General features: G+C 68.5%; 7 protein-coding genes. 4 read left to right on the forward strand and 3 right to left on the reverse strand.

Annotated features, from left to right (window positions below):
• Positions 1 to 64: 64 nt before the first annotated feature.
• A complete protein-coding gene (locus tag HHL15_RS04940) occupies positions 65 to 1,786 on the reverse strand; it encodes a nitrite reductase (RefSeq protein ID WP_169144723.1) in 1,722 nt (573 codons plus the stop codon).
• Positions 1,787 to 2,052: 266 nt separating this feature from the next.
• On the opposite strand from HHL15_RS04940, the gene cobA reads away from it, so the two are divergent.
• The 4 genes from cobA (at position 2,053) to HHL15_RS04960 (ending at position 10,095) form a co-directional block, all read left to right on the forward strand.
• Positions 2,053 to 2,835, forward strand: a complete 783-nt coding sequence (gene cobA / locus HHL15_RS04945; RefSeq protein ID WP_206198615.1) for a uroporphyrinogen-III C-methyltransferase — start codon at positions 2,053 to 2,055, stop codon at positions 2,833 to 2,835.
• A 266-nt stretch (positions 2,836 to 3,101) separates the two neighbouring features.
• On the forward strand, positions 3,102 to 6,482 hold the full coding sequence (locus HHL15_RS04950) for a transglutaminase family protein (protein ID WP_169144725.1): 3,381 nt from the start codon (positions 3,102 to 3,104) through the stop codon (positions 6,480 to 6,482).
• A 129-nt stretch (positions 6,483 to 6,611) separates the two neighbouring features.
• Positions 6,612 to 9,137 (forward strand): circularly permuted type 2 ATP-grasp protein, encoded by a 2,526-nt coding sequence (locus HHL15_RS04955; protein ID WP_169144726.1) that lies wholly within the window; start codon positions 6,612 to 6,614, stop codon positions 9,135 to 9,137.
• Between the two features lie 25 nt (positions 9,138 to 9,162).
• Positions 9,163 to 10,095 (forward strand): transglutaminase family protein, encoded by a 933-nt coding sequence (locus tag HHL15_RS04960; RefSeq protein ID WP_169144727.1) that lies wholly within the window; start codon positions 9,163 to 9,165, stop codon positions 10,093 to 10,095.
• Here the strand turns inward: HHL15_RS04960 and HHL15_RS04965 are convergent.
• Positions 10,040 to 11,248 (reverse strand): right-handed parallel beta-helix repeat-containing protein, encoded by a 1,209-nt coding sequence (locus tag HHL15_RS04965; protein WP_169144728.1) that lies wholly within the window; start codon positions 11,246 to 11,248, stop codon positions 10,040 to 10,042. The genes HHL15_RS04960 and HHL15_RS04965 overlap by 56 nt on opposite strands.
• Positions 11,249 to 11,281: 33 nt before the next feature.
• Positions 11,282 to 13,678, reverse strand: coding sequence for a hypothetical protein (locus HHL15_RS04970; RefSeq protein ID WP_169144729.1), 2,397 nt, complete (start codon positions 13,676 to 13,678; stop codon positions 11,282 to 11,284).
• Position 13,679: the final 1 nt, after the last annotated feature.

Genomic DNA, 13,679 nt, shown 5'->3' on the forward strand with positions numbered 1-13,679 from the left:
TTTGAGTCTCCTGGCAGAAAGACGCCGCCGACCCGGCAGGCCGGGCGGCGGCAGGCAGCGACGATCAATAGACGTCGTGCTGGGTATTGTGCAGGTTGAAGTGGCCGGTCGGTGTGACGATGCGCGGATCCTTGATCACCGCCTTCAGGGTCAGGGTCTTGTCATCCACGACGACGATCGCCGACTCCTTGTTCTTGGCACTCCACACCGAGAACCACACCTCGTCGCCCGCCTTGTTGTACTCGGGCTGCACCACGCGCTTGGCGCCGTCGTCCTTCAGGCCGGCCCACTGGGCGATGGGCAGGGTCTTGTAGCCGGCGGCCAGGTTGTTGATGTCGAACACCGCCACCGACTGCGACAGAGCCGGATCCGGGTTGAGCGGGGTGTCGGAATACAGGTGGGTGGACTTGGGATGGCTCTTGATGAAGAGGGCACCGCCGCCCGGGCCCTTGATCGATTCGACCATCTTCCAGGCGTATTGCTTGTGCTTGACCGGGTCGGTGCCGATCAGGGCGATGGTGTCGTCACCCAGGTGGCCGGTGGACCACACCGGGCCGTACTTCGGGTGGATGAAGTTGGCGCCGCGGCCCGGGTGCGGGATCTTGCCGACTTCGATCAGGCCGGCCAGCTTGCCGTCCTTCAGGTCGATGGCGCCGATCTTGTTGGACTGGTTGGCGGCCACCATGAAGTAGCGCTTGGAGCTGTCGAGGCCGCCGTCGTGCAGGAACTTGGCGACCGGGATCTCCTTGGTGGTGATGGCGTTGATGTCGGTGTAGTTGACCATCAGGGTCTTGCCGGTCTCCTTCACGTTCACCACGAACTCAGGCTTGTAGTGGGAGGCGACGATGGAGGCCACGCGCGGCTCGGGGTGGTATTCCTGGTCATCCACGGTCATGCCGCGGGTGGCCATGATCTTCAGCGGCTCGAGGGTGTCACCCTTCATGATCACGTACTGGGGCGGCCAGTAGGAGCCCGCCACGGCCAGCTTGTCTTCATAGCCCTTGAACTTGGAGGTCTCCACCGAGCGGGCTTCCAGGCCGGTGCGGATCTCGGCGACGTTGTCGGGCTTCTCCATCCACAGGTCGATCATGTTGATCTTGGCGTCGCGGCCGATCACGAACAGGTAGCGGCCGGAGGCGGAGACACGGGAGATGTGCACCGCGTAGCCGGTCTTGACGATGTTGATGATCTTCTTGGTGTCGCCGTCGATCAGCGCCACCTCGCCGGTGTCGCGCAGGGTGGTCGAGAAGATGTTGTCGATGTTGTAGCTGTTCATCTTCTTCCTGGGCCGCTGCTCGGGCGGAATGATGACCTTCCACGTGGCCTTCATCTCCTTGAGCCCGAACTCGGGCGGCTGCGGCGGGGTCTGCTGGACGTAGCGGGCCATCAGGTCCACCTCGTCATCGCTCAGCTCACCCGAGGTACCCCAGTTGGGCATGCCGGCCGGGGAGCCGTACTTGATGAAAACCTTCAGGTAGTCGGTGCCGGCGGCCAGGGTCTTGTCGGTGGTCAGCGGCTTGCCGGTGGCCCCCTTGCGCAGCACCCCGTGACAGCCCGCGCAACGCTCGAAGTAGATCTGGCGTGCCTTGTCGAACTCCGCCTTGGTCATCGGCGGCGCCTTCGGATTGATGTCCTGGTACATCTCCACGTTGGCCAGCGGCGAGCCGCCGGCCTGGTACTGCACCTCGGCAGGGCTTACGTTCTTCTTGCCCTCGTCGGCAAAGGCTTGAGCCAGAGCCAACGGCAGCAAGGCCGCGGCAATGATTCCGGACTTCCACGTTTTCATCGTGCATCTCCCTTGATTGAACCCACCAGCGGCGATTCCCGCTCGCGGCGAAGAGTGCGCTTCCGGGCAATATCCCTTCCTTGACTCGGGTCAAGTTAAGAAACGCCCCCCCGCTGCTAGATTGCGGTCGTCATGAATCCGGGAGTTCCGCCATGCCTCCGTCCGCCTCAATCTCATCCGGCATGCCGGCCCCGGTCACGCTGCGCAGCCTCTTCGAGCTGCTCGGCGGGCGCATGGACGAAGGCCTGCAGGCGGGCCGCCCTGCCATGAGGACGACACCATCCGTCGGGCATGTCGCCCTGGTGGGGGCCGGCCCGGGCGATCCGGAACTGCTCACCCTGCGCGCCGCCCGCCTGATCGGGCAGGCCGGAGTACTGGTGGTGGATCACCTGGTCAGCGATGGGGTGCTGGATCTGGCCCGGCCGGGGGCGGAGCGGATCTATGTGGGCAAGGAGTCCGGGCACCACACCCTGCCCCAGGAGGAGATCAACGCCCTGCTGGTCCGCCTCGGGCGGGAAGAACGCCAGGTGGTGCGCCTGAAGGGCGGCGACCCCTACATCTTCGGGCGCGGTGGAGAGGAGGTGGAGGCCCTGCTCGAGGCCGGCATCTCCTTCGAGGTGGTGCCGGGCATCACCGCGGCCTGCGGGGCCTCGGCCTATGCCGGCATCCCCCTCACCCACCGGGACCATGCGCGCTCGGTGGTCTTTGCCACCGGCCACCGGCGGGCCGGGCAGGACGCCCTGGACTGGTCGGTGCTGGCCCGTCCGCAGCAGACCGCGGTGATCTACATGGGCGTGGGCCAGCTGGCCGCCCACTGCGCCGCCCTGATCGACCACGGCCGCGGCGCCGCCACCCCGGCGGCCCTTGTGGAGAACGCCACCTCGCCGCGCCAGCGGGTGGTCACCGGCACCCTCGAGACCCTGCCGGAAATCGCTGCCCAGGCCGGCATCCGGCCACCGGCGCTGCTGATCGTCGGCGAGGTGGTGAGCCTGGCCGGACGCCTCCAGCCTACCGCCAGCCGCCCTGCAGAGGCCGCGCTGGCTGTCTGACCCCTATCCCGGAGCACGCCGGCTCCGGCACGGGATCGCACCATGCCGGTGCGCTTCCCGCAATCCATTCTGGTGCATGCACCGCAACGGGTTGCCACCCGAGGCGGGACTTCGGGCTATTTCTTCACGCCACAGGCATTCTGGCGACTTCGCACAGCACTTCATCCGCAAAACCTGCGCAACAAGACAGGCGTAAACCACTTGGCGTGAAGTTTGCTAGACGGATACACAAGCCTGAAACCCGCAGCTCAAGAACGGAGTAGCCCGTGACCATCCATGTCGCCCTCAATCACCTGACCTCCTACAAGTACGACCGCCCGATCAACGTGGGTCCCCAGGTCGTCCGTCTGCGCCCCGCTCCCCACAGCCGCACCCGCATCCTGTCCTACTCGCTGCGCGTGCTGCCCAAGCCCCACTTCATCAACTGGCAACAGGACCCGCAGGCCAACTACCTGGCCCGCCTGGTCTTCCCGGAGAAGGTCACCGAATTCAGCGTCGAGGTGGACCTGGTCGCCGAAATGTCGGTGATCAACCCCTTCGACTTCTTCCTGGAGCCCGAGGCCGAGAATTTCCCCTTCGAGTACGCAGGCGCCCTCAGCCACGAGCTGGCCCCGTACCGCCTGAAGGAAGAAGCCACCCCCGAATTCCAGAAGTACCTGGACACCATTCCCCGCGACAAGCTGCGCATGGTGGACTTCCTGGTCAAGATCAACGCCGACCTGCAGAAGCACATCGGCTACGTGATCCGCATGGAGCCCGGCGTGCAGACGCCCGAGGAGACCCTCGCCAAGCGCACCGGCTCGTGCCGCGACTCGGCCTGGCTGCTGGTCCAGCTGCTGCGCCACCTGGGCCTGGCGGCGCGCTTCGTGTCCGGCTACCTGATCCAGTTGAAGGCCGACGTGAAGTCCCTCGACGGCCCCTCCGGCACCGAGGTGGACTTCACCGACCTGCACGCCTGGACCGAGGTCTACCTGCCCGGCGCCGGCTGGGTCGGCCTCGACCCGACCTCCGGCCTGTTCGCCGGTGAGGGCCACATCCCGCTGGCCGCCTCGCCCGACCCCTCCTCCGCAGCCCCGGTGTCCGGCCTGATCGATGAGTGCGAGTGCGAGTTCGAGCACGTCATGAAGGTCACCCGGGTCAAGGAAGCGCCCCGCGTCACCAAGCCCTACACCGAAGAGCAGTGGGCCGAGATCGAAGCCCTCGGCCATCTCATCGACACCGACATCGAAGCCCACGACATGCGCCTGACCATGGGCGGCGAGCCGACCTTCGTGTCGATCGACGACCCGGACGGCGCCGAATGGAACACCGAGGCGATGGGCCCCACCAAGCGCGTCCGCGCCGAGGACCTCTACCACCGCCTGCGCGACAAGTACGCCCCCACCGGCCTGGCCCACTTCGGCCAGGGCAAGTGGTACCCCGGCGAGCAGCTGCCGCGCTGGTCGCTGACCTGCTTCTGGCGCAAGGACGGCCAGCCGGTGTGGACCCGCCCCGACCTGATCGCCGATGCCTCCACCCCCGGTGAAGTCACCGTGGACAAGGCCCACACCTTCCTCGCCGGCGTGGCCTCGCGCCTGGCCGTGGACCAGCGCCGGGTCTTCCCCGCCTACGAGGATGCCTTCTACTACCTGTGGCGCGAGCGCCGCCTGCCGGGCAACGTGGATCCCTTCGATGCCCGCCTCGACGACCCGCTCGAGCGCGACCGCATCCGCCGCGTGTATGAGCACGGCCTGCCCAACCCGGTCGGCTACGTGCTGCCCATCTCCATCAACAACTGGACCGGCGCCTGGCAGACCGGGCCGTGGTTCCTGCGCGACGAGCGCTGCTACCTGATCCCCGGCGACTCCCCGGTGGGCTACCGCCTGCCGCTGGACTCCCAGCCCTGGGTGACGAAGGGCGAGTACCCCTACGTCCACCCGACGGACAGCCACCAGGTCTTCCCGCCGCTGCCCGAGTACAAGGCGATCCGCCGCCAGCTGCCGGGCGGCCAGACCGCGGTGCTCAACGCCCTGTCGGACGACGAACCCGGCTTCGGCTCCTCCGCTGCGGCCCGCGCCGCCGCCGCCCTGAAGGCCGCCCGCGACGCCGAGAAGCAGTCCCCCACCGACCGCCAGCCGGCCCAGTTCGAGTCCGCCAACTGGATCGTCCGCACCGCCATGTGCGCAGAGACCCGCAACGGCACCATGCACATCTTCATGCCGCCGCTGTCGAGCCTGGAGAAGTACCTGGAACTGGTCACCGCCATCGAAGCCACCGCCGAGGACCTCGCCATGCCGGTGGTCATCGAGGGCTACGAGCCGCCCTCCGACCCACGCCTGCAGCACTTCCGCATCACTCCCGACCCGGGCGTGATCGAGGTCAACATCCACCCGTCCAGCAACTGGGAAGAGCTGGTGGACCGCACCACCCACCTGTATGAGGCGGCCCATTACTCGCGCCTGACCACCGAGAAGTTCATGGTGGATGGCCGCCACACCGGCACCGGCGGCGGCAACCACTTCGTGCTCGGCGGCGCCACGCCGTCCGATTCGCCCTTCCTGCGGCGCCCGGACCTGCTGCGCAGCCTGGTCTCCTACTGGCACAACCACCCCAGCCTGTCTTACCTGTTCTCCGGCCTGTTCATCGGCCCGACCAGCCAGGCGCCGCGCATCGACGAAGCCCGCAACGACTCCGTATATGAAATCGAGACGGCCTTCCGCCAGTTCCCGCCCCCGGGCGAGAGCCTGCAGCCGTGGCTGATCGACCGCCTGCTGCGCAACCTGCTGATCGACGTCACCGGCAACACCCACCGCTCCGAGTTCTGCATCGACAAGCTCTACTCGCCCGACGGCCCCACCGGCCGCCTCGGCCTGCTCGAGCTGCGCGCCTTCGAGATGCCGCCCCATGCCCGCATGTCGCTGGCCCAGCAGCTCCTGCTGCGCGGCCTGCTGGCCCGCTTCTGGGAAACCCCCTACGCGCCGGAACGCCTGGTGCGCTGGGGCACCGAGCTGCACGACCGCTTCCTGCTGCCGCACTTCGTGCAGCAGGACTTCAGCGACGTGATGGAAGACATGCAGGCCCACGGCCTGGACTTCAAGCCGGAGTGGTTTGCCCCCCACATGGAGTTCCGCTTCCCCAAGATCGGCGACTTCGCGGTGCGCGGCATCGAGGTGGAGCTGCGCAGCGCCCTCGAGCCCTGGCATGTGATGGGTGAGGAAGGCGCCATCGGCGGCACCGTGCGCTTCGTCGATTCGTCGGTGGAACGCCTGCAGGTCAAGGTCAGCGGCATGTCCGACGACCGCTTCCAGCTCGCCGTGAATGGCCGCAGCGTGCCGCTGCAGCCCACCGGCACCGTGGGCGAGCACGTGGCCGGGGTGCGCTACCGCGCCTGGCAACCGCCGTCCTGCCTGCACCCGACCATCCCGTCCCACGCCCCGCTGGTCTTCGACCTGGTGGATACCTGGACCGGGCGCTCCCTGGGCGGCTGCCAGTACCACGTGTCGCACCCGGGCGGGCGCAGCTTCGAGACCTTCCCGATCAATGCCTTCGAAGCCGAGAGCCGCCGCCTGGCCCGCTTCTTCCGCATGGGCCACACCCCGGGCGCGCCCAAGGTGACGACCTCCCCGGTCGAGCGGGAATTCCCCTTCACCCTCGACCTGCGTCGCTGAGCAACTCAAGCGCGACAGGCGGATGCAACGACACCCGCTGCGGAGGCACCCGCCTCCGCAGCCCGGGTCGTTGCGTCAACGCCAACTCTGCCATTTCCCGAATGCCGGTAAGAGTGTTAGCTTCTGCCGATGCCCAGTTCGATCCTCTCCCACTATCCCTACCGTCCCGACAGCTATGACGAGCTCTTCGGCGAAGACGGCGTACGCCCCCACTGGCAGGAATTCCTCGACCACATCGACGAATCCAGCGCCGATGTACTGAAGGCCCGCGCGGCCCAGCTGGCGCGGGGAATCCAGCAGAACGGGGTCACCTACAACGTCTATGCCGACCCCCGCGGCACCGACCGCCCGTGGTCCCTCGACCTGCTCCCGCTGATCCTTCCCACCGAGGAATGGCGCGGCATTTCCGCCGCCATCAGCCAGCGCGTACGCCTGCTCGACGCCCTGCTGGGCGACCTTTACGGTGACCAGACGACCCTCGCCGAGGGGCTGCTGCCCCCCGAACTGGTCTTTGGACACAAAGGTTTTCATTGGCCGTGCAAGGGCATCAAGCCCGCCGGTGGCGCCTTCCTGCATCTCTACGCCGCCGACCTGGCACGCTCGCCGGACGGGCATTGGTGGGTCATCGCCGACCGCACCCAGTCCCCCTCCGGGGCCGGCTATGCACTGGAAAACCGCCTGCTGGTGTCGCGCGCCTTCCCCGACCTGTTCCGCGACCTGCAGGTGCAGACCCTGGCCGGCTTCTTCCGCGGCCTGCAGCGCAGCCTGGGCAGCCAGGCCCCGACCGACGGCGAGCATCCCCTGACGGTGCTGCTGACCCCGGGGCCCTTCAACGAAACCTACTTCGAACACGTCTACCTGGCCCGCTACCTGGGTTTTCCCCTGGTCGAGGGCCAGGACCTGACGGTGCGCCACGACACCGTCTATCTCAAGACCGTCTCCGGCCTGAAGCGGGTGCATGCCATCCTGCGCCGCCTCGACGACGACTTCTGCGACCCGGTCGAGCTGCGGGCCGATTCTGCTCTGGGCGTGCCCGGCCTGCTCGGCGCGGTGCGCGCCGGCCGCGTGCTGGTGGCCAACGCGCTGGGCAGCGGCCTGCTCGAATCCGCCGCCCTGCCCGGCTTCCTGCCCGGCATCTCGCGCCACTTGCTGGGCGAGGAGCTGATGATGCCCTCGGTGGCCACCTGGTGGTGCGGCGAGGAGCCGGCCAAAGCCGTGGTGCTCAAGCACCTGCGCGAGCTGGTCATCAAGCCCACCTTCCCCGGCGGCGGCAGCGACGTGATCTTTGGCGACCAGCTCGATGCCCCCCAGTTGGCTGCCCTCGCCGCGCGCATCGAGGCCGACCCCTCCGCCTTCGTGGCCCAGGAGCTGGTCAAACTGTCGCGCGCCCCGGCATGGACCGGCGGCCACCGGCGCAAGCTGATGACCCGGGCCATGGGCCTGCGCGTCTATGCGGCGATCACGCCGGAAGGCTACAGCGTGCTGCCCGGTGGCCTGGCCCGGGTGGCCGGCATGGACAACACCCGCATCCTGACCATGCAGAAGGGCGGCAGCAGCAAGGACACCTGGGTGCCGTCCGACGGCCCGGTGTCCACCTTCAGCCTGCTGCAGAACACTCTGCGGGTCAGCGACCTGATCGGCGAAACCGGCACCCTGTCGTCGCGCCTGGCCGAGAACCTGTTCTGGTTCGGCCGCTACGGCGAGCGCTGCGACGCGGTCGCCCGGCTGGCCCGGCTGGCCCTGTCGCGCCTCTCCGAGGGGCGCCGCACCGAAAGGGCCGGCGCCCTGTCGGTGATGCTCGACCTGGCCGCCGGTGCCGGACTGATCGAGGGAGAAGTCTCCGCCACCCCGCTCGCCAAGGCCGAGCTCGACCTGTTCCGGGCCGTCCTCGACCGCCGCGCCGAATGCGGCCTGGCGGCCAACCTGCAGCGCCTGACCTGGTGTGCCACCCAGGCCCGCGAACACCTGTCGCTGGACCACTGGCACGCCCTCAAACGCCTGTCGGCAGAGATCGAGAGCGCCCGCGGGCGGGTCAGCGACGTCTCCGCCCTGCTCGAATTCCTCGACGAAGCCCTGACCACCTTTGTGTCCCTGTCCGGCTTCGCCATGGACAACATGACCCGTGACATGGGCTGGCGCCTGCACATCGTGGGCCGTCGCCTGGAGCGCCTGGACAACCTGTCCGGCCGCCTGGCGCGCTTCCTGCGGCGCTACGCCGAGGTGGCCGGCCCGCTGCACCGGGAGCTGGCGGTAGAGGCCCTGCTGGAGCTGTGCGACTCGATCATCACCTACCGGACCCGCTACCGGGCCCAGCCCGAGCTGCTGCCCGCCATGCACCTGCTCACCATGGATGATGCCAACCCCCACGCCCTGGCCTTCCAGGCCCGCATGCTCAGCAACTACCTCAAGACCTTCGAGACCGACGGTGTGGAGCTGGGCGTGGCGGAACTCGACCGGGCCTTCGGCGCCGTCCAGGCCTTCCCCTGGGCACACCTTGAGTCCCTCTGCCCCGAACCCGAACGGCGCGAAGCCGTCCTGCAGCTGGCCGATCTGCTGGATCACCTGGCCCGGGCCGGCCGCCACCTGTCCGATCGCCTGGCCATGCGCTTTTTCAGCCACGTGGGCATCGCCGGCCAGGCCACCTTCGCCGCCTGAGCGGCCAGCAAGGATCTGTTCCCTCATGACCCGCCGCGTCGCCTATACCGTCATCCACGAGACCGAGTACCCCGCCTGCGGCGTCCCGGTCTCGCTGGCCCAGCACCTGCTCCACCTGATCCCCCGGAAACTGCCGTGGCAGACCCGCGAGTCGGGCCAGATCACCATCGAGCCGGCCCTGGCCCAGCTGGAGGAAGGCGAGGACGCCTTCGGCAACCCGGTGGCCTGGCTGTCCCTCGACACCCCCCACGATGGACTGCTCGTACGCGCCGAAAGCCATGTCACGGTGATCGGCCGGGAGCTGCCCAAGCCCGACGACTCCCCCCTCTGGGAGAGCGTGCGCGACAGCCTGCGCTACCACCCCAAGCCCCGCAGCGCCGACTCCCTGGACGCCCTGCGCTACCTCTATGCCTCGCCCCGGGTGCCCCGTGACGCACTACTGGCCGAATTCGCCGCCACCGCCTTCAAGCCGGGCCTGCCCCTGCTGGTCGCCACCAAGGCGCTGATGGACCTGATCTTCAAGACCTTCACCTTCGATGCCAAGGCCACCGAGGTGAGCACCCCGGTGCACGAGGTGCTCAAGCGCAAGCGCGGTGTCTGCCAGGATTTTGCCCACCTGATGATTGCCGCCCTGCGCTCGGTCGGCATCCCGGCCCGCTACATGTCCGGCTACCTGCTGACCGACCCACCGCCGGGCAAGCCCCGCCTGATCGGCGCCGACGCATCCCACGCCTGGGTCTCCGTGTGGTGCCCACGCAATGGCTGGGTGGAATACGACCCCACCAACGGCATCCAGCCCGATGTGCGTCACGTCACCCTGGGCTGGGGGCGGGATTTCCAGGACGTCTCGCCGCTACGCGGGGTGATCCTCGGCGGCCTCGCCCAGGCCCCTGAAGTGCGCGTCACCGTGATGCCGGACTCGGAGAAGGCAGCCCCGCGGAGCCCGGCCGGAGCCTGATCCCGGCACTCTGAAAGGCCCCCGGCGCCCACTTCGCCGGCACAAGCAGGGGCGTCGTCCCGACCGGGAAGCTGAACTCCGCAGTGGGCACGAGCTCGGCCTCGGTGGTCGGCGACGGCATGTCGACCTGCCCCCGCAGCGACGAATCCTCCGGCAGGCTGAACGCCAGACTCTCCGTCTCCAGGGCCCCCGGGCGCAGCAGATGATTGCCCTGGTGCGTGCCGGGCAGCACCAGGTCGAACAGCCCCAGGCCAGCCAGCAGGTTGTTGCGCGTCACCACCGTGGTGTTCGCCGGCAGGCGGCTGCCCCACACCCGGGCGAACAGGGCCGGACGCCAGCCCTCGCTGATCAGGGTGTTATGCGACAGCACCAGCCGGTTTTCCGGCCACACGGACGATTCGGCGCCGTAGGCCACCATGGTGATGTTGGAACTGGCGCGGCTCTGCCCGATCACGTTGCCCACCACCAGCGCCACCCCGCCATTGGGAAACTCGAGCTCGTAGGAAGCGCGGCCGTCCCGCCCGTCCACCAGCAGGTTGTAGCGGATCTCGCTACGCGCCGCCCGGCTCTTCAGGAGATGCCCCAGGTAGCCGCCGTGGAAGCGGCTGCCCTCCACCGACAGGTGGCGGATCCGCCCGGCATAGAGCAGGTGGTGCAGGGACAGACTGTCCTGTGGCGCGCGGCTGAAAATGCTGTCCCGCACCTGCAGCTCGGTGTCGGCATCGTTGCCGGTGAGGATGGCCGTCTCATTGCCCTCGAAGACGCAGTTGCCGATCTCCAGGCTCCCTTTCTCGAGACGGATCCCGGCACCATTGTGGTCTGTGGCACGGGCACCGCGAAACTCGATGTTGGCCACCTTGAAGCGCCCGCCGGCAAACACCCAGATGCCCTTGCCCTCGGCACTGCTACCCGCCGCCTCGAGCACCGGACGCTGGCCGATCCCCCGGATCTCGAGGCTGCGCTGCCTCCACACCGCTACATCGCCCCGGTAGGTACCGGGCTGGATGAGCACGGTATCGCCGTCCTTCGCCAACCGGGCGGCCTCGGCGATGCGGGTGATGGCCTCCAGCGGGCCGACCGTAAGGGTCGCCGCCTGGGCCGACGCACTGCACGCCGCCAGCACGACAGCGATCAATGGGATCGATGGTTTCACATCTGCACTCCTGTTTCGGTCACGCCCGCCGGACTAGCCCGGCCCGGACTGCACCGGGTCTGGCGGGAGACGAAGATTCAAACCCAGCCACAGAACCAGCAGCAGCAGCAGCGTGATGCGGGGCATGTCCACCAGGCTGTCCACCAGGCCCACCGTCACCCCGCCCGCCAGCGAAGCCAGCAGGACGGGGGCCAGCGGATGACCGCGGGTCCGCCGGCCGGCCAGATGGACCCCCGCCGCCCCCAGCGCCGCCACCAGCGCGATCATGCCCAGCAGGCCCTGTTCCACATAGGTCTGCAGAAAAACATTCTTGGCGTGCCAGGGCAAGTGGTCGTGGTCGGACGAGAAGAACCAGAAATCACTGCCACGCTCGAAATCCCCATTGCGCAACAGGCTGCGCAGACGGCCATCGAAGAGTTGCAGTTCATCGAAATCCACCGGCCCCTTGCCCAGCACGCTGACCGACAACACCGCGGGGCGGGGCGGCCAGCCGGCGGGGCGGAAGGTGGCACCATCGAGGCGGATCTCCACCTCCTGCCAGTTTGCGTCCCCCCTCACCGGGATCGCCTGCTCGGTGCAGTCCTCCGGGTACAGCAGATGCTTGCGGCACACCGCCACGGCGATCTGGATGGCTCCCGCGCTGCGCAGCCTGGCCCTGAGCTGGAAAGGCGCTCGCGGATCGCCCTCGAGCCGCTGCATCAGGTGCAGATGCTCGCCGAACCCCGTCACCCGGCGCTCCCCGCCAAGCTGCAGGTAACGGTGGCCAGGGGCGCCCTGCAAGGCCAGGAAGCCCGGCACCCCCGGATCCGTCACGTTCCAGAAATAGCTGTCGGGATAACGCCCGAGCCCCAGCCCGAAGGCCGTGCCGCCAAGGTCGCGCACCAGTCCGAGGCTATGCTCGAAGTGCCTCATGCGCCCCTTGAAGTCATCCTCCGTAGACGCCAGGCGGTTACCCATGTAAGCGCTCGCCAGGGTGGCGACGACCATACCCCCCGCCACCAGCAACCCGGCCACCACGTGCAGGTCACGCAGCCGGGGCACCCACAGGGGGCGTACCCCGGCGGACTGGGCGATCAGCACGCCCCCCACCATCCCGACGGCCAGCAGCACACCTGGGAGACCCGTCATCTCGCCCCAGAAGGCATTCACCAGCACGGCATGGGCTGCGAGCCATGCCAGCAGGGCCGCCACCAGCGCCGGAGGGGCCGTCAGGCGGCCACGCAGCCCACCGAGCAGGACCACGGCCGTGATACACCAGGCCAGGCCATAAACCACGTAAACCCCCTTGGGCAACCACCAGGCCAGCACGCCCGTCACGGCAGCCAGCAGCAGGCCCGCCAGCCCGCCTCCGGCCAGCACGCCCCCCTTGCCGTCACGGAGCACGCCGCCCCCCAGGTAAACGAGCAGCAACAGACCGGCAAAGGCCGCCATGCCCCGATAACCTCCCGACTGGAAGGCCAGGGCGCATCCTGCCAGGCCCGCCACCGCGAGCACGATCAGCACCAGCGCATGGTCGCCCCCCTCATCCGCACCCGCCCGCCGCGCCGGGTGACGCCACGCCGCCACCGCCAGCACCGTGCCCGACACCAGCATCGAGGCATAGACGATGCGCGAAAAAGTGGTGAACAAGGCATAGCTGCCAAGCCCCACCAGGAACAGGGCCACCACCCGCGCCCACTTGCTGCGGGCGGCGTGCAAGTGCGCCAAGGCAAAAGGAAAGCTCAGGCTGAGCCAGGCATCCAGGGCGGCACCGCCGACGTGCATCTCCCAGAACAGGGCCGCACTCCGGTAGTCTGCCGAGAAGTTGGTCAGGCCGGGGAAGGCCATCCGCTCCCACAGGGCCCCCAGCGCACAGGTCCCCAGGCCGAAGGTCACGCCCGCCGCAAAACGGCGCAGGGCCAGCTCGCCATCTCGCCGGATCGCCAGGTGCAGGAAGGGGATCAGTGCAAAGGCCAGGACGTAGCCCTTGGCCACCCGCAGGCTGTTGAGTGGCGTGCCATAGCCCACCAGGCTGCCGGCATCGAGCGGCGGAAAGGGCTGCAGGCCGCGCAGGGTGGATATCACCACGGCGGCCGCCAGCAGACCGAAGCAGGCCAGCGCGGCTGCCCTCAGCTTGACCGGGGCCCTGCCCTGCAGCGTCGGCGGCGGCGGCGCCAGCAACTCGCGCAGGCCAAGACCGGCCAGCGTGGCCAGCGCCAGGGCATCGCTCTCGTTGATGTGGATCTGGCCGGTCCATGGCGCCAGGTCGATCACCGGCCACAGGGCCGGCAGCAACACCAGCCACAGGGCCGGCTGGATCAGGACCAGCACCATATAAACCGCCAGAATGACACCCGCCAGCCAGGGGCCGAAGGGATACACGGCAAGCCAAGCTGCCAGCGCCACCAGGGCCACCAGCGCCACGCCCCCGCCGTAAATACGCGGGGCCATG

The organism is Zoogloea dura (assembly GCF_012927165.1).
Classification (GTDB): Bacteria; Pseudomonadota; Gammaproteobacteria; order Burkholderiales; family Rhodocyclaceae; genus Zoogloea; species Zoogloea dura.

Coding starts and splice junctions, on each gene's coding strand:
- HHL15_RS04940 (WP_169144723.1), bottom strand. CDS start 1,786: ATGAAAACGTGGAAGTCCGGAATCATTGCCGCGGCCTTGCTGCCGTTG.
- cobA (WP_206198615.1), top strand. CDS start 2,053: ATGAGGACGACACCATCCGTCGGGCATGTCGCCCTGGTGGGGGCCGGC.
- HHL15_RS04955 (WP_169144726.1), top strand. CDS start 6,612: ATGCCCAGTTCGATCCTCTCCCACTATCCCTACCGTCCCGACAGCTAT.
- HHL15_RS04960 (WP_169144727.1), top strand. CDS start 9,163: ATGACCCGCCGCGTCGCCTATACCGTCATCCACGAGACCGAGTACCCC.
- HHL15_RS04970 (WP_169144729.1), bottom strand. CDS start 13,678: ATGGCCCCGCGTATTTACGGCGGGGGCGTGGCGCTGGTGGCCCTGGTG.